The sequence below is a fragment of the Mycobacterium sp. WUMAC-067 genome (genome assembly GCF_020217485.1).
Taxonomy (GTDB): domain Bacteria; phylum Actinomycetota; class Actinomycetes; order Mycobacteriales; family Mycobacteriaceae; genus Mycobacterium.
Map to the genome: position 1 here is coordinate 101,779 of NZ_JAEKMI010000008.1, position 18,932 is coordinate 120,710.

An 18,932-nucleotide genomic window follows, 5' to 3' on the forward strand; every position below is an offset into this window, starting at 1 on the left:
GACATCCAGTGCTATTATTAATGAATAATATCCTCGAAATAGCTGGAAGGCAACCGCACGAGAGGACGGATGGGGTGGGCGAGCACAACGGGAGCGAGGCCGGACGGCCGCACCGCGGGGCGCAAAACCGGCAGCGCCAACGAGTTCTTGAACTGGTGCGTGAGCATGACGAACCGGTCGATGCGACCGAACTCGCCGGACGGCTCGGGCTGCACACGACGACCGTGCGTTTTCACCTTGACACGTTGTGCGCCGCGGGACTTGTCGAGCGGACTCGGATCACGCGGACCGGTGTCGGTCGTCCCCGTACCGGCTACCGCGCGATGCGCGAGCGGCTGGACTATCGAATCCTGGCCGAAATATTGGCCTTGGAACTCGGGGATACCGCCGACAAGAGGCGCCGCCGCGCCGAAGCCGCCGGCCGGCGCTGGGCTGAACGGATCGCCGACGACGTCCCGCACGAAGACGCTGCGGGACAACATGTTCCAGACGCGGCCGCACCGGGGAAGGTTGCTGAGGAGCGTTCGGTGATGATCACGACGGTGTTCGACAGGATGGGATTCGGTCCCGAGTTGGTCCCGGCTCGCAAATCGACCCGCGGCAACCAACGGACGATTCGTTTGCACAGCTGCCCTGTCCGTGATCTGGCCCGGGATCACCCCGAGGTGGCATGCGCGTTGCACCGGGGCCTCCTGCAGGGCCTGGCGGGCCCGACGAAGGCGGTTGGTTCGGAGCCGGGGATGCACGTCGAGCTCGAGCCGTTCGTCGAACCCGAATTGTGTCTTGCCACGGTGATCGCGCATGACTGAGGTGTGCGCCCCGGTTGGCCGAGCGGACGCAGATCTGGTCGCCCGCACGGACATCGAGGCGCTGTTGCGCCGCTTTTACGGCCGGGTGATGGTCGACGACGTCCTCGCTGAGCCGTTCGCGGAGTTGCGAAGCAAGGGCCTGGAGTCGCACCTCCCGGTGATGGCCGACTTCTGGGAGACCGTGCTGTTTCGCGCCGGACTGTACCGAGGCAGCGCCTTGCACGCCCACCGGCACGTCCATCGACGAATCCCGTTGGGCAGCCGTCACTTTGTCCGCTGGCTGAGCGTGTGGAACGACACCGTCGATGAGATGTTCCGGGGACCGATCGCCGAGCGCGCGAAGATTCAGGGCGCCCGGATCGCCTGGGCGATGCACCGACGGCTGACGGGCGCGGACTCACCGGAACTGGACACCCTGGTTCCGCGCTGAAACGCTGACCGGCCGCCGGACGTAAGGTGACGAGCTTGTCATCCGGGTCACGGTTCTTGGTTGCTTGCCGGTCATCGGAGCCCGATCCATCTGGTTTATACAAGCATACTTGTGTAAACTCCACGGCATGGCATACGTGATAGGAAAGCCATGCGTAGACGTGATGGACCGGTCCTGCGTCGAGGAGTGTCCGGTCGACTGCATCTACGAGGGTGGCCGGGCGCTTTACATTCATCCCGACGAGTGCGTGGATTGCGGGGCGTGCGAGCCTGTTTGCCCCGTCGAGGCGATCTACTACGAGGATGACCTGCCGGAAGAGTTGCAGCCGTACCAGGCGGACAACGCGGCGTTCTTTTCCGAAACGCTTCAGGGCCGTGACGAGCCGCTGGGGTCGCCGGGCGGGGCCGCCAAGATCGGCCCGCTCGGCGTCGACACTCCGTTGGTGGCCAACCTGCCCAAGCAGGCCGACCCGGCGTGAGCGCGGCCGTCATGTCATGCGACGAGCCGTCCGGCCACCGCCGCGATGAGCCGCGAACCCCTCGGATGGACCTCAACCGGCCGACGCCGCAAGGAATTTCGAGGTGAACGCCGAGAGGTCGATCGTCGTCGCCTCGGCGGGCGGATTTGAACTCCTCACGCCCGCCGGTGGGACGCTTCCTCGGACATCACATCCGCCCATACGCGACGGCCATCAGGAGGAAGATCGCTGCGATCAGAAGAAACATCGTCGCCAGCGGGTCGATCACATCGAATATCACGGGACGGCCATCAGCTGAGGCCCGCCAGGTGGACGCCGTAGGGAACGGCCTTCAGGAGCGTGACGGTGAGCGCGACACCGCTGGGCAGGGTGTAGGTGCGCCGCTCGCCGGGTCGAGCGCCGGCGATGGCGGCGCCCAGCGGCGATCGGATCGAATAAACCTCCATGCCACCGTATTCGGCGCCGCGCACGCTGAACAGGAACGTTTCGACCTCGCCGGTGTCATCGTAGCGGATGGTTAAAACCATTCCGGGCTCGGCGATCCCGTCATCGGGCGGGTCCTCACCGACGACCGCATCGACCAACAGCTCATGGATCCGTCGAATGCGCAGCTGCCACGCACGCTGGACAGCGACCGAATTTTCGTCGGTGGCATCGCCAACGGCGTTGGTGTCGCACAACTCCCGCAGCGTGGCCAGCTCCCGCTGGAGCCGCTCGTAGGCCTGCGGCGAAATCCATGCGGGTTGTGTGCTAGTCATATCTTTTCCCTTTCTTCTGACAGCGTTCGAGTGCAACCGAGATACGTTCTCGCGGTCGGGACTTCGCGGGAGGTTTGCGTTCGGGGTTATCGGGCGGCGTTGCGCAGGGTTCTGTGCCGCGGGTCAAACTCGGCGAGGGCTTGGGGCTGCTTGCCGGTGGTGATGTGTTCGGCCAACAGCCGCCCGGTCACCGGGCCGTGTGCCAAGCCCCACATGCCGTGCCCGCCGGCCACGTAGATACCGTGCGCCAGCTGGCCGATCAGTGGGCGCCCATCGGGGGGAACCGCGCAAGCGCCGGCCCATACGTTGCTGCGCGCGGCCCAATCCACCCCGTCCAGCAGGGAACTGGCGGCGGCGGCGATGGCCTCCACCCGCTCGCGTGGGTGCGGCTGATGGGGCCGGCGAAGTTCCAGGGCGCTTGAAACACGCAGCGCGCCCTTGTAGGGCGTGCACGCCACCCGAATGTCGGGCAGGTAGATAGGCGCCAGTATCGGCCGGTCCACCGGCACGGTGAACGAGTAACCGCTCTGGGCCTGGACCGGGACGCGCAGCCAGCGACCGGCCAGCCGCGACAACCGGTCACCGGTGGCGATGACCGCGGCATCGGCGGTCAGCGGGTCGCCGCGGCGCGGGTGCACTACGACACCGCGATCGGAGCCGTGAACGTCGTCGATTTCCCGCCTGTGCATCGCCGCCCCGCGGGCCATCACGGAGCGGCCCAGGGCTTCGACGAATCGTCGGGGATCGACGAACCGCTGGCCATTGATGTTCAGGCCCGCGGTGACCCCCGGCGTGGCCAGGGGTACTTGCTCACGCAAGGCCGCGCCGGAGAGTGCGGTGACATACATTGGCTGTCCGGCGTTTTCGAGCTGCTGCAGCATTTCCAGCATGCGCTGCGCCTCTTTGGTGCTACGAAACAGCGCGGTGATCGGCGCGTCGGTGACCGGTGCATCGACGCCGTTGGCGATCAGCACATCGAAGGCTTCGATGCAGTCCTCGTTGAGCGCCACGCCGGCCCGCAGGGCCGACTGCGACGACGAACGCCGATGAGACGGTGAGAGCTGCATGAATATGGCCCCCAGGTGCGCGCCCAGGGTCGACGGCACCTGCGTAGGCGTGGCCGGTTCGCGACGGGCCTGCAGCTCGTCGCGCAGCACGCCGGGGGGCTGAAGCGGCAAAGTCAATGCCGGAGCGATCCATCCCGCATTGCCCCATGACGCACCCGCGGCAACGCCCGTGCGGTCGACCACCGTGACGTCGACTCCGCGTTCCTGGAGGAACCACGCCGTGGACAATCCGACGATGCCGGCGCCCACGACAATCACGGATCTGGGTCCGCCGTCAATAGATTCGACGCCACCCATCGCGCACCTCCGCAGCTGATCTTCTCGATTGGTGATGTCCATGGTGGTGTGCGCAGGTGCCACCGTGTTTGCCGGAACTCGACAACGGGGGCGTGGGCCGTTGTTCCGAACCGACAACGCCGTGGCTGCCGTTATCTCACCGATGTCCGACGAGGTTGTCGAAGTCCCGTTGCCATCTGGCGTAGCGCGACCGGTCGAGCGCGATACGGACGACGCCGAATAAGCCCACCGCCAACAAACTCACGGTGGACCAGGTCGCCGCGGCGAACGCCACGCCCTCGTCGACGGCGGTCCGTACCGGCGGGCGCACCGGGGCGCCCGAGCCGTCGACCCAAATCTCTATCTTGTCACCGGGTTTCACGTTTAAGGGCGCGGTGACGTCGCCGCTGTGTTCGGTCCCGTCGACCGACCAGCGTGCGGGCACCGTCACCGTTGGGCTGTCGAGGGCCCTGCGCGGGTGGCTGTCCCCGGTGGACGTCGCGGTCACCTGCCGGTGAGCTTGGGCCTGCTCGGCGTGAACGCGGCTACTGGACTCGTGGACGGCGGTGCCCACGGCGGCCCCGATGGGAACCGCCACCAGCGAGATCGCAACGGCCAGCACCAACGTCAGCGCCTCCAGCCGGTCGCTGGCGCGTATCAGCGGGTTGCGCCCGAACAACCGCGAGGACAGCCTCCGCGGCAGTGGCACGGTGAAGCTCTCCATGGCGGCGCCGTCGTCCGGGTCGCCGGCGGGCCGAAGGTGATCGGGACGTTGGGTGCTCATCGGATGTTTCCTGTCGACGGGTCGGCGCGGGCTTGACGGTCGCACGCGGCGGACGGAAAGACCCCCGCCACCGAAAACCCGGCCTTAGGTGGACAACCTCATGATGGCCGGGAGGGGTGGGGCGAGGTTTGCCGATACGAGACAATGGCGCCGCGGCGCTTTGTCGTATTCCGACAGCGCCGTCGCTCAATCGGTGTCGGTGGCCGCGAGCTCGATCATCATCGCCAGCCGCTTTCTGGCGTCGTCCAACGACAGGGTGGTGATCTCAGCCATCTTGCGCAGCCGGTAACGGACGGTGTTCTCGTGCACTCCCAGCCGTTCGCCGGCCTCGGTCGGGTCGCCCTGAGCCTGTAGCCACGCCCGCAGCGTCAGCACGTAGTCGGTGCCGTTGGCTTGGTCATGGCGGCGCAGTTCGGCCACGGGCCCGCGGGTCGGCGCGCGCCCCGAGCGCGCCGCGGCCCGCAGCCGCTGCAGCAGGATGTCGTCCCATGACTCGTCGTAGGCCGGAGGCGCGGCGGTGGGCGACATCTCGTGCAACGCCAGGCATTCGTCGGCCTCTTGGCGTGCGGCGGCGAGATCTGTCACCTCGGCCACACCGCTGACCCCGGCGATCACTGTCACCCGCTCGGGTAGGGACGCCTGCAAGGCGGTCACCCAGCGCCGCGCCGTCACCGCGTCCTCGCCGGGGAGCACGGTGTAAACGATATTGCCCGCCAAAGCGCTGCGCCCCGGCCGTGACCAGCCGAACCCGGTGGTGGCGCGCCCGAATGCCAGCAACAGCGCGGCATCGCGGTCGGCTCCGACGAACGCCTGCACCGCGATGACGCGCAAACCGTTGTGCGCCAGGCCCAGCCTGCTCGCCACCGTGGGCGCGTCGGCGCCGCCCTCGAGCAACCGGATCACCAATTCGGACTCGACCTGGCGCTCCAGGTCCGCGCTCGCGCGTGACCGCAGCAGATGCAGGGCCACGGTGTGCGCGCCGTCGGCCAGGGCCCTGCGCGCCGCGTCGCCCAGCGGTGCCGGGCGTGCCACCCACACGGACCCGATCAGTTCCGCGCCGGATCGCACCGCAACCACCATGCGCCCGGTCAAGCCAAGGTCAGGTGCCTCGGCGATGAACAGCGGCTCGTCGGAGGCCGCCAGGTGCGCGAGTACCCCCCGCTCCTCCAACAGCGCGCGAAGCGGTTCCGGCGTCTGCCGTCCGAGGATGGTCTCGACCCGCGCCGGGTCTGCATGGTGCTGCAGCCTCGAATACGCCAACACCCGCAACAGCCGATCGTGGATGACGACCGCGCTGCCGATCGCGTCTGCCAAGCTGTCGGCCAGCGCGAAGAGATCGGTTGGGCCGCGCCCGGATTCGGTCTCGCGGCCTTCCAGCACCAGGCCGTAGACCACCGCCGCCACCGCGCTCCATGACACCGTCTCATCGATGACCATCACCGCGCCGACGTCGGCGTTGCTGTCGAAGGTCACCGGTGTCTCACCGTCGCGCAGCAGCACCACGACCGCGCGCGCCGACGCCGCCCAGCGCACTGCCTCGTCGAGTGAGCCGGCGCCGATGGCCAGCAAGACGTCGCCCACCACCGGGCGTTCGGCGGACGGCTCGTGGACGACCACGCTGCGCAGCTCGGTCGACCGTGGCACCGAGGACCAACGCAATCGGACGCCATACCCACCCAGGACGTTCACCAGGCGGTCCAGTGTGATCATGCGCCGGCTCCAACGATGTTCAGAAACGAGAGGGAGGTGCCTTGCATTGTGCCCCCAGATCGCGAGCAGCGAGGCGGTTGTGGCTGCGGAGCCGGAAACCGCGTCGCGTGGCCGGCTGGACTTTTCACAATATCACTTGTAAAAACATAGGGCGGGCATGGACCACGTGGGCCACGATCAGCCAACGGCCGGCGACGGACATCTGCGAAGAAAGGGCAGCGACGCAATGAGTTTTCGCGACGACGGCAAGGTGTACCTCGAAGTCGGGGTCAACGAAGACGTCGGTAAGGACGAAAACCCGAATGTGCCGTACAGCGCTGAAGAGACGGCCCGCGACGTGGTCGAGTGCATTCAGGGCGGAGCCACGGCCGTCCAATTCCACGCCCGCTACGACGACGGTCGGCAGGCGTGGGCCGACGACGAGGTCTGGCGCACCATCTTGGCGACCGCGGCCCGTGACGTCGACCCGTTGGCCTATCCCGGCTACGCCGGCAGCCTCGACCACATCTGGGCGCTGGCCGAGCATCCACCGGCCGGCACCGGACTGCTGTTCGCGCCGTTCGACCCCGCTCAACACGTCCAGCGTGTGCTGTGGCAGGAGGACGAAAACCAGTTCAAGACAGTCGATTCGAGCGGTCCGAACGGTTCGCATCCGTCTTACCCGCCCGAACTCGACCGGTTCACCAAGTTGGGCCTGGTGCCCAGCATCGGTGTTTTCAACGACGTTGACCTGCGCTGGGTGATACTGGCGGCCCGCATTGGGATCGTGCGGCAACCGCTGAACATCAAGTTGTTCTTCTCCGATCGCTGGGTTTCCCATAGCGATCCCGACCCCGACGTCCTCGACTACCTGGTCTCGCGCGTCCCGACGTGGATCGACCACGAGATCGTCGTCGTTCCGTATGCGATGAGCTCCGCCGAACGGCGCCAAGAGCTTTGGGAGCATGCGCTCAACCGCGGGCTCGGCATCCGGGTCGGCATCGGGGATTGCCCATCGATATCGCGGACCGCCACCAACGCCCAGATGGTGGAACGCGCGGTCAACCTCATCACCAAACGGGGACTCACCCCGGCCACCCAGGATGACGCGCGTGCCCGCTTCGCCCCGGCCGAGGTGGACGAAAGCGAGTTGGTCAGGGTGGTCGTCAACCGGAATCGGTGCATGGGATGGGGTGTCTGCTACTCGCACGCGCCGGAGATCTACCAACCCGATGCCGAGGGCTACTGCGTCGTCGTCAAGCCCCATGTCGATGCCAGCCTGCTCGAGAAGGCCATCGAGGGCGCGGCGAGCTGCCCGGAACGGGCGATCCGCGTCGAGATGTGACAACGGCTCGCCGGCCGACGATTACGACGGGGGTGTTAGTGAGCGACGCAGGAAAGGCGTGAGTATGTCGACGGGCAGTGGGAACACCACGGTCGAGTTCTGGTCGGCGCCCAGCTCCAAAAGCGTTTGCAGGTACCGCAGTTGAAGCGAGGCCGGATTCTTCGACAGGGTCTCAGCGGCCTGGCGCAGCTCGTCGGACGCCTGTAGTTCGCCGCGGGCGTTGATGACCTTGGCGCGGCGTTCGCGTTCGGCTTCGGCCTCGCGGGCCATCGCGCGCTGCATGGATTCGGGGATCTCGACATCCTTGATCTCCACGACCCGGACCTCGATACCCCAGGGTCGGGTCTGCGCCTCGATGATGGTCCGCAGATCGTTGTTGAGATCCTCGCGTTGGGCCAGCAAGGTGTCCAGGTCTGCGCGGCCCAGCAGCGAGCGCAGGGTGGTTTGCGCGATCTGTGAGGTGGCCACTGCGTAGTTTTCCACGGCGAGAATCGCTTTGAGGGGATCGACCACCTGGAACATCACCACCGCATTGACCCGGGCCGGCACGTTGTCACGGGTGATCACTTCCTGCGGTGGGATGGTCAACGTGACCACCCGCTGGTCGACCCGGATCATCTTGTCCACCAGCGGAATCAAACATCGCAGCCCCGGCCCGTAAAGCGGGCGGGCATGCCCCATCCGGAACACCACCCCGCGCTCGTACTCGCGCACCACCGCCAGCGAAACGAGCGCAAGCACGATCAGCAGCCCCGCGATCGTCAGACCAGCGACAAGCAGCCGCGCGCTCACGGTGCGGCGCCCTTCTCCGATCGGCCTGCGCCCCAGCGGGTCGAATAGCGGTCGACCGCGACGGCCACCTGGTCTTCCATCCCCGAGCGGTGCGCCACGTGCTCGGGAGCGTCTGACGGGGTACGCCACAAATGGCCGGCCAGCGGCAACCCCGCCGCCATCGCGATGGCTATGGCGCCGATCAGAACCAGCAGGTCGGCGGGGGAGTGCAGCCTGGCGAGCATGACGAGGGGCATCACGACCGCCAAAGTGGCTACGCAGCAGGCGATTCCGCGGTGAAAGCGTCCTGCCTCGGAATGCGGCCAGGGGTCGATCTCGCGGCTGATTTCGCGCCCGTGCTCCGAGGTCGTGCAGGTCGATTTGACCGGGCAGCTGTTGCACACGCTGGGCTTCGCCCGATAACGCATCACCCGATGCTTCGGATCGAAGGAACTCGGCCACAGCCAGTGGTCTTCGGGACACACCCACGCGTCATGATCGGCGTGATAACGGAATCGGCCGCTGCGCCACTGCGCGGCGCGCTGCGACACCCGCCGCGCCATCATGTCGACACCCCAGGCGGTGGCCACCAGTGCCAGTGCATAGCCGGCAACCAGCCAGGCCGCGACGGTAGGGGACGCCATCGTCAACCTTTCTGCGATGCCGAGGGGACCGGGTCGAGTTCGGTGTAGAGCGGGTGTTCGTTCAGTTCGTCGCTGGCCGGCGCGCGGCGGACGTTGCGTATCGCCGTCCACGCGATCCAGACGAACGGCAGGACACCACCCAGGATGAAGACGAAGTCGCCGGGCAGCCGCAGCCATTCGATCAGCGAGTTGCCGGGGCGGGTGAGGTAGCCCAGCGAACGCGCCTCGAAATACCCTGTGCTCACGGAGTGGTACAGCTGCAAAACCCCCAGCGGCAGCAGGGTGGCGAACACCATCCAGGCCAGGCCGATGTTCATGCACCAGAAGGACAGCCGCGCCCACTTTTCCGGCCACTTGGCGGCGGGGATCGCGTAACGGAAGGCGAACATCGCCAGACCGACGGCCAGCATGCCGTACACACCCATCATCGCTCCATGGGCGTGGTTGGCGGTCAGTGCGGTGCCGATCTGGTAGTAGGACACGATGGGCAGGTTGATCAGGAACCCGAAGATGCCTGCTCCCAAGAAGTTCCAGAAGCCCACCGCGACAAGGAACATGACCGCCCAGCGGTGCGGGAACGGTGTTTCGTGGCTTTGTTGACGAGACCCTAGCTGAAGGAAGGCCCAGGCCTCGACGGTCAGGAAGGTCAGCGGGATCACTTCGGCCGCCGAGAAGAACGCGCCCAGTGCCATGTGTTCCACGGGGGTTCCCGAGAAATACAGGTGGTGCATCGTGCCGATCACACCGCCGGCGGAATACAGGATGATATCGAGGAAGATCACTCCGAGCGCGATGCGTTCGCGTACCACCCCCAGCAGGACGAAAATGTAGGCCACCATTACGGTGGTGAACAGCTCGAGGAAGTCCTCCACCCACAGGTGGACCACCCAGAACCGCCAGAAGTCGGCGACCGAGTAGTGGGTGTCGTGGCCGGCCAACAGGCCCACGGCATAGAAGGCGGGGATCGCCAGGCCGGTGAAGAAAAACATCCACGGCAGGTTCATCTTCGACGCGCCCTTGAGCTTTCCGCGGATGCCGCGCCAGATGATGGCGATCCACAAGAACAGTCCGACGGTCAGCAGGATCTGCCACAACCGCGGCAGGTCGAGAAATTCCCACTGCTGGGAGAACAAGCCGCCCGCGGGAATCACCCCGTAGATCGAGAGGGCCTCGCAGATCAGTGAGCCGCCGACGACCAAGACGAGCGCGCCGAGGAGGCCGTAGACCAGCCAACTCTGCCGTCGCGGTTCGTGGCGACTGATGAAGGGCACCAGGAAGATTCCGCCCGCCAGAAACGCGGCCGCCGTCCAAAACAGCGACAGCTGCACATGCCAGGTGCGGGCGAGGTTGAACGGCAACAGCTTGGCCAGGTCCAGCCCGTAGAACGCCGACAGGTCGGCGCGATAGTGCTCGACGGCGCCACCCATCAGGGTTTGCGCCAAGAACAGCACCGACACGATTCCGAAGATCCAGATCGCGGCGCGCTGCGAGGCGGTCAGTCCCACCTCGCCGGGCTGGCGGAACGACAACGTGGATGCCTCGGCGCTGTGCCACCCGATCTTTTGGCTCCACCGCCCGTACACCGCGAACATGATCCCGGTCCCGCCCAGCAGGGTGACCAGCGACAACACCGACCACACCACGATCGATGCGGTGGGCCCATTGTCGACTCGCGGCTCGGCCGGCCAGTTGTTGGTGTAGCTGTAGCTGTGACCCGGCCGCTCGGCGGCGGACGCCCACGCCGTCCACGCGAAAAACGCAGTGAGGTCATGGATGTCGGCCTTGCTGGTGATCATGCGCGGCAATAGTCCGTACTTGGTGGACTTCTCCCCGAAATAATCCGCGTAATGCTGTTGGATGTGGTCGAAGGCGGCCGCCTGCTTATCGGTGAACACCAGAGTCTTGGTGTCGGCGTTGTAGCGGTTGGCGCGAAACTCGGCCACCACCCGCTCCTTGGCATCGGCCGCCCCCTGCGCCCGCCATTGCGCGGCCACATCGTTGGTCGACATGCGCAGATATTCCGCGGTGTAATCGGGCCCCAGGTAAGCGCCATGCCCCAGCACGGAGCCGTACTGCATCAGGCCGCGCGCCTGATAAAGCTCCTGGCCGCGGGTGATCTGGGCGCCGGTGAACAGCGCCTCGCCCGATTCACTAACGACGTTGGCCGGCAACGGCATTGAGGCGGTGTAGGTCCGGTACACCAAAATGCCCATCACCAAGAACCCAAAGATCATCACCAGGGCCACGCCCTGAGCCCAACCCTTGCCGATCAACGAGGTGGAGGGTGCTGGCGTGGTAGGTCGTGACGGTGCTGATCGGATTGCCATGTGCCGGTGCGCTCCTCGGGCTGGATGAAGGAGGGAAATCTGTCCGGGTAATTACACAATGGCGATTGTAGAAATTCACTATGAGCTGCATCACGCCCGCCGCGGTGGGCGCATGATCCAGTTAGCCGACTACCGAGCGCGTTTCGTACCCGCCTGCTGGCACACCCATCCATCGGGTATGCGGCCCGTGACGACGAACCGGGTCAGCTGCGCGCTCGTTGGCGCCGGCAACTCGTAGTCGGCGTGCAGGTAAACCACCGGCTCCTCTTTGAAGTTGTGCTCGTGCAGCTGGTCCAGCAGCTGGTCGCAGGTAGCGTCGAGTCGCGGACCTCCCGTCCGGTCAGCGAGCAGGCGCGTCAAGGCTTCCATCGTCCGCCACAGCTGGCCGTGTTCGCGCATCATCACGAAGATGGGCATCATGATCCCCGCCTTCCGAATTGGCGGGAACAGGAAAGTCTCCTCCAGGTAGATGTGCCGACGCAGCGCGTCCATCGTCGCCCTCAGCAGCTCGGGGTGCCGGTCGCCGCCACCGAGCTTCTCGATGAAACATTCGATCGCAGCGGCGATTTCGCGGTGTTGCCGCATGAGTTCGGCGGATAACACCCGGTCGGGCATCACGTGCTCCTCTACGTCGGTCTGCGGATTGGGGAGGTCGGTCTCGTAGCGGGCAATCGGTCAAGCCGGGGGCCTTGCCGGCGACGAACCGACGTTCGGTTCCCGTTGCCCGACAGCAAGCCCCTGCTGCATTCCCCCGATGAGCTGCTGTCTCTGACCAGGGCTGCCGGCGGGCCCGGGCTGTGGGCAGCTGCAGCTGAGGCCGCCGAAGGGATTGGGGCTGGGGCCACCCGGATCCGGATCGGCGCCGGCCTGCGCCGGTGTCGATGCCCCGAACGCCACGATGACGGCAGCGCACATCGAAGCGTTTGCGATGAACGCCAGCGGTTTTCGGGCCGCCGGCCCGGTCGCGCGTTCCTTCGGATTCGGAGAGCTCGCGCCCTCCGTGACGGCCCGCGGTCGGCGTCGGCGCATCACCCGGCCACCGGCGAATGCGGAATGAGCGAGACACGCAGGCCGACGCGCTGAACCGCGCCCTCGGATTCGCGTCCGACCATGCCGCCCAGCGGCAACTTGGACACGGTAGGGCCGGGGGTCGGCGCCGCGGCCCATCCGCCCGGCATGGTGCTGGAGTGGAGAGCCTGCAGCGGCGTGACCGACGACACGGTGGCGGCCCAACTCGGTGGCACGGACAACGTGCTCAGGGAGCTGGCTTGGCCCACACCCGCCGCGGCGCCGTGGCCCACTCCTGCCAGCGGGAGATTTCCCAAGCCCGCCGCGACGCCCATACCGCTTATGCCCTCCACTCCGCCGGCGCCCTCGGCCCCCAGGATGGAACCGGCGCCCGCGTAGTCCAGCGCCAATCCCTGGTAGTCCAAACCGAGCCCCTGGTAATCCAAATCGAGGCCGTAGAGGTCTATTCCGATTCCGCCGGTGTCGGCGATCAGGCCGGTGCCATCGGCCCCGAACCCGGCCGCTTCTCCGGCCAGGGCGCCCGTGCCACCGTCGAGTGCAGGTGCGGCCGCGAGCGTCGAGGCAAGTCCCGTCGCGGCGCCCGCGCCCGTGCTCGCGCTCTTTGTCGCCCCCTTGCCGGAGGCGTTGGTCAGACCCGACAGCGCGCTGAGCGGGGCGGTGGCCCCCGACGATCCCAGCGAAGCGCCCGTGCCCATCGCCGCCTGCGACAGCCCGGTGCTCGAGGACGAGCCGGGTGTCGACAGGCCTTGCAGGGTTTGCGGCACCGAGGAGGCCCACTGCGTCGCCGTCGCGTGGGCGGTGCTGCCGGACTGGAGCGCCGCGTGGGTGACGGCGCCGATGTGGCCGGCGACGGCGGTCGAAGTGGTCGTTTGCGGGGGTGGCGGCGCCACCGGCGAAAGTGCCGAGGCCGACGCCGAACTGGCGGCATAGCCGTACATCGCGGTCGCGTCTTGGGCCCACATTTCGCTGTACTCGGCCTCGGTGGCCATGATCGCAGGCGTGTTCTGCCCGAAGATGTTGGTCTGGATCAATGCCAGAAGCCGAACGCGGTTGGCGGCGACCAGCGGAGGCGGGACCGTCATTGCGTAAGCGGTTTCGAAGGCTGCCGCGGCGGCCGTCGCCTGCGCGCCGGCCTGCTGACATTGCTCGGCGGTCGCCGTCATCCACGTGATGTAGGGCATGACCGCGGCCACCATCGACATCGACGCCGGCCCCGACCAGGACTCGTCGGTGAGACGGGCGATCACGGCTTGGTAGCTGCCGGCGGCATCAGTCAGCTCGGCGGCCAGCGTCTCCCATCCCGCCGCGGCGGCCAGCAAACTTTCGGGACCGGGTCCCAAATACATTCGACCGGAGTTGATCTCCGGTGGTAACGCGCCAAAATCCATGCCTATCCCTGTCCTTGGTGACTCTTTGGGCGGACCTTGCTGATGCCGCGGTGCTCGCACGCGACATCTGGTCAGCAGTCGAAGTGGTGGTGAAAAGTCCAAGCGCCCAACGCATCACGCAGCGACCTGGGACGCCCGTGACCTCGGAATTCCGTTAACTGGCACGCCGGATTTCGCGGCGGTGCCGGGTGTGGTGGCCACAACGCATCGCTGAAACAGCCCAGACAAGCCGATCAGCGGATGCCGGGGGCGCCGGAGCTGAGAGCGGCTAGCGTCCAGCTCGCCGTGCGAGGGTGTTGCACGCCGACGAGCCGGTGTGCCCGATCAGCAACGGGCGACGCAGTATTGAAAAATATTGTGCCCGACGGGGCTGGTCGCCGGCGCGCGCGCCGGCGTATCGACGCGCTGCTGTGACCAGATTACCCCGACAGCGGGCGGGGCCGACGAGCCGGACTGCCGCGGAGTGGAAAGGGCGAAAGTGCTTCCGCGATCGCGCTTTAACGCGGCACTCTTGAACGCCTTGTCGTCGTTCACAGTGGAGCCGACGCCGAGGCGACGCACCGGAACCGACTCGTGGTCCGGGTATATCGGGTTGGAAAGCGGGCTGACCGACGAAGCCGCCACCTCCGGCGGTGAAGCGTTGGCGGCCATTTCGGCTCGCAAAGCCCCGCAACCGAGTACAGCTGCGACGAGGGTCAGCGCAGCAACGATGGCCAGCGCAGCTTGTCCTCGCGGCCACCGTGAAAACATTCCCACTCCGAAATTCACAGTGCCATGCACTCTACCAGCCGCGATACATCACCAGCCAAGCCGTCACGTCCAGCAAAAACGATGATCGACATACGTTGGTGCGGCATCGATCGTGCGCCAGCTCGAAAAGGGCGGCGTCGTCAGACCATCCGCGGTCCGCCGAAACCCGGAACCGCGCCTACCGGGATCACGGCGAGCGCGATGACGAGAAGGATGAACAACCGCAACGTTTTTGGCGTGGGCGGCTGATCGATCTCCGGCCTGCGCGCTGCGAAAAGGACGAAAACGACCGCAACGTCGAACGCCACGATCGTCAGCCAGCGGGTCCAGTCGAAGCCGGTCAGAAAGACCGGGACGATCAACAGTAGGCCAGTGGTCACCCAGGTAGTCTGCCCCCGCAGCACCTCGACGAACGCGCGCAGCGGTACGCCCGACAGGACGCTGAGACCCCACACCGTCACCGCGGCGGCACCGGCACCGAAGATCACCGAGACTGTGAGACCGAGCGCGCCGATGTTCCCGACGGCCCGGATGGCGTCCGCGATTCCGTTGTCGTAGTTCGGCATCACGTTGCGGCACACCCAGTCGTGATAATCGGTTTGACTCGGTTGCCCCGCAAACACATAGCGCACCAGCGTCGCCGGCGATGTGACCGTGGCAAAGGGGTTGGGCACCGGGTGGTGCGGCACCGCCGCGCACAGTTGACGGGCGATGTCGTGGCGACCGAACGCCGCCACGGCGGCCGTGGTGAGGACGCCCGGCAACACGGCCAGCACCATGCCACGGCGCTGGGCCGTTTCCAACGCGCCGCCGAGGACGGCGATGGCCAGCAGCGCCCCCAACGCGAACTGCAGCCCTATCGCCTCGTGCACCAGCGTCAGCGCGGCGATGAGGGCGCCGTAGCCGGCGCACCAGCCCGTCGCGACGGGCCGGGAACGCGTGAGCGCCAACGCCGAGCTGAACACCGCCAGAGCCGCCGCGCCGAACAGGTCCGGCCGGGCCGAGAAGGCCGCAAACGGGACACCGAACGGCAACAACGGCATCACCCCCGCGACCAGCAGCCTGCGTTCAGACGGATGGCGACTGAAGAGCACCACACCGGCAACCGTTGCCAGGCCGCACAAATAGAGCGCGGTGGACAACCACCGCAAGCCGAGCGTGGCCGTGAAGTAGTGGCGTGGGGCCAACCGAACCAGCTCACCGGCGAGCCCGCGGCGCACGAAGCCGTGCGTGTAGTCGGCGGTGTAGTACGACATCCAGTACACGTCGAGCGGAACGACCTTGATCGCGAACCACAGCACGGCCGCCGCCCAGGCCGCGATCGCGACGGCGATAGCTACGTAACGGCGGCGTGTGCGTTGATCGGCCTCGAGGCCGAGGTCCACCATCACATCCCGCCCTCGTAGACCGTGGCGGCGCACAACCGCAGGTCGGCCAGCGCGCCACGCGCGAGCTCACGCGTGGCCGCTGTGGTGTCGCCGGCGCCGCTCTGGTAGGCGACCATCGTGAGAAATCGGCTGCCGTTGACCGTTCCTGTGGCGCAGAACAATTGGCCGCGTGTTTGCGCGATGCGCGACTGCGTGATGCCCTGCTCGGCCAGCCGCATCGAGAACTCGGTCGCGTCCGCACCGTCGATGCGGCGGACGGCGGGATCGAGGTTGCCGACGTTGGAGCAACCCACCGGTAGTTGGCCGGACGACATGGCGATGCCCTCGGCGCGACGCACCACCCATCGCGGCGTGAACGGAATGAGTGGCAATCCGGCGAGCATCTCGTTGGGTTGTCGATCCAGGGACGTCAGCAGGTTCTTGACTTCTGCACGCACGCCGCTCAGGTCGTGGACCACCGCGTGGCCGTCGACGGTGAGTGTGATCGAGGTCAGCGCGTTGGCGCGGTCGTCATCGGCGGTGCGATCGCTGACCGGAAGCACCACCGTCACGGAGCATCCGTCGGGGAGCACCCTGCCCATCCGGTGCGCCACGCGAGCGGCGAATGCGACGAACAGCGTGTTGCTGCTGCCGCCGAGGCCGCGGGCACGTGCGTCCCATGCCGCGGCGTCGGTTTGTATCGTCACCGACCCGAATGCGTTCTGGCCCTGACCCATTGGATCGTGCGCCCGAGGCGCCCGCGCCTGCGGGTGAACCTGCCGATCCGACGAGGCCTTGACCAGTATCGCCAGAGTCGCGATCAGCGCCCGGATCGCGGCCGGCAGGGCGAGAACGGCGTCAACCAGATCTTCCCGAATCGCGCGCCACCGGCCACGCGAATTCCGCTGCGGGTAGCCGCGATCGCGTCGTTCTCCCTTGACCGCTTCGGTGATGGCCGCCGCCATCGCGAGCCCGTCGACAACGCAGTGCGACGCGACCAGGGTGACGGCCGCCCCACCGTCGTCGAACGGCAACAGCCCGAGGTGAAACGACGGGCCGTGTTCGGGGTCGACGCGCACCCGCGCTCGTCGTTCGATCCACGCGCCGATCTCACGCCGCGGTTGCGGCGGCTCGCACGCGATGTCCGGCGAGCGGTCGTCGACGACCCAGCGATGACGCCCGAATGGCAGTGGTGAACGCTCGATCCGGCGCCCGAGCAGGCCGGCGCCGAGATTGTCTCGGAAGGACCGCAATTCGTCGATGTCCACGTCGCGGTCGTAGACCCACGTGCATTGCACCGTGCTGCCTTGGCCGGTGGCGCGCAACCGCAGGAACGCGGCCTGGTCCAAAAGCCCCAGCCTCGTCACTAGCAGCCCGCCTCGGCGGCGGCGCGATACCCGCGCACCGCGGCCGGCGCGAACACCGCGACCAGGACACCGGCCCACAGGCCCGCCTGCCACATCGGCGACAGCAGCGGCCCGCCCTCGGCGAGCGCGCGCATCGCCTCGATCGTCGGTGATATGGGTGAAAAGCGCACCACCGGTTGCAGCCAGCCCGGAAACACCCCGGCGGGCGCGACACCGGTGTTGAGGAACAGCAGCAGCACGCATCCCGCGCCCAGCCAGGTCACCATGGCTTTACCGTCCGCGCGGGCGGCGATCGCGATGACCAGCGTCGCCATCCCTGCCGAAATCGCCACGGGCACCAACACAAAGGCCAGTGCCGCGATCCAGCCGTAGCTGAATCGCAGACCCAGAGCCATCCCGAAGACGGTGAGCACAATGGCGGACGCGGTGGTGCGGGCGGCCTCGGCGACCAGCCGGCCGGCCACGGTGCTGGCCCGATGGACCGGCTGCACCCACAGCCTCGTCAGCACGCCCGACTCCCGCTCTGCCGGCAAAGCCAAACCGGCGCCGAGGGTTCCGAACACGGCGCCGACCACCGCACACATGGGGACCAGACCATAGAGGCTGTCGTGTCCCGTGACGGCCAGAACGGCCTTGCCGATCAGCAATTTGTAGACGATGAGCAGGAAGGTCGGGAACAGCAGCGCCTGCACCGCGACGATCGGGTCGCGCCGCCAGCGACGCAGGAGCCGCCCCGCCTCCGAGGCGCTGTGACTGACGAAGGAGGTCAGTGACGGTGCGAACGAAATCCCCTGTGGTGCAGTGGCATTCACCGCCCTGCGAGGTTGTTCGGCGGACACGTCCCGCGCCTGCCGGGCATCCCGCGCTGGAATCCGGACGGCCCGGGCCGCGCGGACACTTCCTCCGGCCGCGCGTTGCTGCATCCGCACCGCCAGAACGCCGAAAAGCGTCAGCATTCCAAGGCACCACGCCGATGCCACCGCCAAATCCCCACGCGTTGCGTGACCGGCGGCGAGTCCGCGCAACGTGTCGGTGACCCGGGAGACCGGCTGGTGCTGGACGAACGGGCCCAGCCATGTCGGAAACGATTCCGCGGGAGCGATACCCGTGGATAACAGGACCAGGACCAGTTGGGGCAGCAGCAGCAACTGGCTCGACGATTCGACGGTGCCGACCCGCGAGCCGAGGGCGTCAGCGCCCAGGCACACCGCCAACGCGAACGCCACGACGATGATCACGAACAGGACGGTGTCGCCCAGTCCGCCGACCATCCGGAAGCCAAACAACCACCCGACCGCGATAGCGGCGACGAGCGCGATGACCGAACGTATCAAGCAATAGAGCATCCGTGCGGCCAGGGGCACCGCCGCGGGCAGCGGCAGAGTCCGAAGCCGAGACCCGAAGCCGGACAGTCGGTCTCGTGCGGCGCGGTCGGCGGTGGTCATCGCCCCGAACAGCATCGCCTGCACGATGACCACCGGAAGGACATATTGCGGGTAGGTCATCGAACCGGTGTGGATGAGACTGCCCAACACCAAGGTGAACCCCAGGAAGCAGCCCACAGGCGCCAGCGCCGCGAACAGTAGGTCGGCATCGCGCCGGGAGCCTGACAGGGTCCGCGCGGTGAGTGCAACCAGGGCACTCATGCCGAGA

The 18,932-nt window shown here is 67.1% G+C and carries 18 protein-coding genes; 5 read left to right on the top strand and 13 right to left on the bottom strand.

The window, feature by feature from the left end:
* The first annotated feature begins 74 nt into the window (after window positions 1-74).
* From JF781_RS08105 to JF781_RS08120, 4 genes are all read left to right on the top strand, one after another.
* A complete protein-coding gene (locus JF781_RS08105; RefSeq protein ID WP_225326950.1) occupies window positions 75-809 on the top strand; it encodes a metalloregulator ArsR/SmtB family transcription factor in 735 nt (244 codons plus the stop codon).
* Window positions 802-1,239: a group III truncated hemoglobin gene (locus JF781_RS08110; RefSeq protein ID WP_225326949.1), complete on the top strand. Its 438-nt coding sequence runs from the start codon at window positions 802-804 to the stop codon at window positions 1,237-1,239. The genes JF781_RS08105 and JF781_RS08110 overlap by 8 nt, the downstream gene beginning before the upstream one ends.
* A gap of 127 nt (window positions 1,240-1,366) precedes the next feature.
* Complete coding sequence (gene fdxA / locus JF781_RS08115) at window positions 1,367-1,717, top strand: ferredoxin (RefSeq protein WP_225326948.1); 351 nt, start codon at window positions 1,367-1,369, stop codon at window positions 1,715-1,717.
* A 103-nt stretch (window positions 1,718-1,820) separates the two neighbouring features.
* Window positions 1,821-2,015: a hypothetical protein gene (locus JF781_RS08120; RefSeq protein WP_225326947.1), complete on the top strand. Its 195-nt coding sequence runs from the start codon at window positions 1,821-1,823 to the stop codon at window positions 2,013-2,015.
* Here the strand turns inward: JF781_RS08120 and JF781_RS08125 are convergent.
* The 4 genes from JF781_RS08125 to JF781_RS08140 form a co-directional block, all read right to left on the bottom strand.
* Window positions 2,008-2,475 carry a GreA/GreB family elongation factor gene (locus tag JF781_RS08125; protein WP_225326946.1) on the bottom strand — a complete coding sequence of 156 codons (468 nt, stop codon included), beginning with the start codon at window positions 2,473-2,475 and terminating at the stop codon, window positions 2,008-2,010. The two genes, JF781_RS08120 and JF781_RS08125, sit on opposite strands and share 8 nt — an antisense overlap.
* Before the next feature lie 86 nt (window positions 2,476-2,561).
* The gene (locus tag JF781_RS08130; protein WP_225326945.1) at window positions 2,562-3,839 is read right to left on the bottom strand and encodes an FAD-binding oxidoreductase; all 1,278 of its coding nucleotides are present in this window, start codon (window positions 3,837-3,839) and stop codon (window positions 2,562-2,564) included.
* A gap of 136 nt (window positions 3,840-3,975) precedes the next feature.
* Window positions 3,976-4,602, bottom strand: coding sequence for a hypothetical protein (locus JF781_RS08135; protein ID WP_225326944.1), 627 nt, complete (start codon window positions 4,600-4,602; stop codon window positions 3,976-3,978).
* Window positions 4,603-4,788: 186 nt separating this feature from the next.
* Window positions 4,789-6,312: a CdaR family transcriptional regulator gene (locus JF781_RS08140; protein ID WP_225326943.1), complete on the bottom strand. Its 1,524-nt coding sequence runs from the start codon at window positions 6,310-6,312 to the stop codon at window positions 4,789-4,791.
* A gap of 226 nt (window positions 6,313-6,538) precedes the next feature.
* Between JF781_RS08140 and JF781_RS08145 the strand changes: the two genes are divergently transcribed.
* Complete coding sequence (locus tag JF781_RS08145; protein WP_225326942.1) at window positions 6,539-7,636, top strand: 3-keto-5-aminohexanoate cleavage protein; 1,098 nt, start codon at window positions 6,539-6,541, stop codon at window positions 7,634-7,636.
* Window positions 7,637-7,657: 21 nt separating this feature from the next.
* Here JF781_RS08145 and JF781_RS08150 read toward each other — a convergent pair whose 3' ends face one another.
* The 9 genes from JF781_RS08150 to JF781_RS08190 all read right to left on the bottom strand — a co-directional run bounded on the left by JF781_RS08150 (window position 7,658) and on the right by JF781_RS08190 (window position 18,925).
* Window positions 7,658-8,428, bottom strand: coding sequence for a slipin family protein (locus JF781_RS08150; protein WP_225326941.1), 771 nt, complete (start codon window positions 8,426-8,428; stop codon window positions 7,658-7,660).
* The gene (locus JF781_RS08155; RefSeq protein ID WP_225326940.1) at window positions 8,425-9,051 is read right to left on the bottom strand and encodes a hypothetical protein; all 627 of its coding nucleotides are present in this window, start codon (window positions 9,049-9,051) and stop codon (window positions 8,425-8,427) included. Before JF781_RS08155 ends, JF781_RS08150 begins: the two co-directional genes overlap by 4 nt.
* Window positions 9,052-9,053: 2 nt before the next feature.
* Window positions 9,054-11,378, bottom strand: coding sequence for a nitric-oxide reductase large subunit (locus tag JF781_RS08160; RefSeq protein ID WP_225326939.1), 2,325 nt, complete (start codon window positions 11,376-11,378; stop codon window positions 9,054-9,056).
* Window positions 11,379-11,507: 129 nt separating this feature from the next.
* Entirely contained in the window at window positions 11,508-11,993 is a 486-nt protein-coding gene (locus JF781_RS08165) for a hemerythrin domain-containing protein (RefSeq protein WP_225326938.1), read from the bottom strand.
* 413 nt (window positions 11,994-12,406) lie between these two features.
* Window positions 12,407-13,795, bottom strand: coding sequence for a PPE family protein (locus tag JF781_RS08170; protein ID WP_225326937.1), 1,389 nt, complete (start codon window positions 13,793-13,795; stop codon window positions 12,407-12,409).
* Between the two features lie 324 nt (window positions 13,796-14,119).
* Window positions 14,120-14,446 (bottom strand): hypothetical protein, encoded by a 327-nt coding sequence (locus tag JF781_RS08175; protein WP_225326936.1) that lies wholly within the window; start codon window positions 14,444-14,446, stop codon window positions 14,120-14,122.
* 239 nt (window positions 14,447-14,685) lie between these two features.
* On the bottom strand, window positions 14,686-15,933 hold the full coding sequence (locus JF781_RS08180; RefSeq protein WP_225326935.1) for a hypothetical protein: 1,248 nt from the start codon (window positions 15,931-15,933) through the stop codon (window positions 14,686-14,688).
* Entirely contained in the window at window positions 15,933-17,279 is a 1,347-nt protein-coding gene (locus JF781_RS08185; RefSeq protein ID WP_225326934.1) for a wax ester/triacylglycerol synthase family O-acyltransferase, read from the bottom strand. The genes JF781_RS08180 and JF781_RS08185 overlap by 1 nt, the downstream gene beginning before the upstream one ends.
* Window positions 17,279-18,925, bottom strand: a complete 1,647-nt coding sequence (locus JF781_RS08190; protein ID WP_225326933.1) for an ABC transporter permease — start codon at window positions 18,923-18,925, stop codon at window positions 17,279-17,281. Before JF781_RS08190 ends, JF781_RS08185 begins: the two co-directional genes overlap by 1 nt.
* Window positions 18,926-18,932 lie beyond the last annotated feature (7 nt).

What these genes read in the sequence shown, in the direction of transcription:
- JF781_RS08110 (WP_225326949.1), top strand. Translation starts at nt 802, where the DNA reads ATGACTGAGGTGTGCGCCCCGGTTGGCCGAGCGGACGCAGATCTGGTC.
- fdxA (WP_225326948.1), top strand. Translation starts at nt 1,367, where the DNA reads ATGGCATACGTGATAGGAAAGCCATGCGTAGACGTGATGGACCGGTCC.
- JF781_RS08125 (WP_225326946.1), bottom strand. Translation starts at nt 2,475, where the DNA reads ATGACTAGCACACAACCCGCATGGATTTCGCCGCAGGCCTACGAGCGG.
- JF781_RS08130 (WP_225326945.1), bottom strand. Translation starts at nt 3,839, where the DNA reads ATGGGTGGCGTCGAATCTATTGACGGCGGACCCAGATCCGTGATTGTC.
- JF781_RS08135 (WP_225326944.1), bottom strand. Translation starts at nt 4,602, where the DNA reads ATGAGCACCCAACGTCCCGATCACCTTCGGCCCGCCGGCGACCCGGAC.
- JF781_RS08140 (WP_225326943.1), bottom strand. Translation starts at nt 6,312, where the DNA reads ATGATCACACTGGACCGCCTGGTGAACGTCCTGGGTGGGTATGGCGTC.
- JF781_RS08145 (WP_225326942.1), top strand. Translation starts at nt 6,539, where the DNA reads ATGAGTTTTCGCGACGACGGCAAGGTGTACCTCGAAGTCGGGGTCAAC.
- JF781_RS08155 (WP_225326940.1), bottom strand. Translation starts at nt 9,051, where the DNA reads ATGGCGTCCCCTACCGTCGCGGCCTGGCTGGTTGCCGGCTATGCACTG.
- JF781_RS08160 (WP_225326939.1), bottom strand. Translation starts at nt 11,378, where the DNA reads ATGGCAATCCGATCAGCACCGTCACGACCTACCACGCCAGCACCCTCC.
- JF781_RS08165 (WP_225326938.1), bottom strand. Translation starts at nt 11,993, where the DNA reads ATGCCCGACCGGGTGTTATCCGCCGAACTCATGCGGCAACACCGCGAA.
- JF781_RS08170 (WP_225326937.1), bottom strand. Translation starts at nt 13,795, where the DNA reads ATGGATTTTGGCGCGTTACCACCGGAGATCAACTCCGGTCGAATGTAT.
- JF781_RS08175 (WP_225326936.1), bottom strand. Translation starts at nt 14,446, where the DNA reads ATGGCCGCCAACGCTTCACCGCCGGAGGTGGCGGCTTCGTCGGTCAGC.
- JF781_RS08180 (WP_225326935.1), bottom strand. Translation starts at nt 15,933, where the DNA reads ATGGTGGACCTCGGCCTCGAGGCCGATCAACGCACACGCCGCCGTTAC.
- JF781_RS08190 (WP_225326933.1), bottom strand. Translation starts at nt 18,925, where the DNA reads ATGAGTGCCCTGGTTGCACTCACCGCGCGGACCCTGTCAGGCTCCCGG.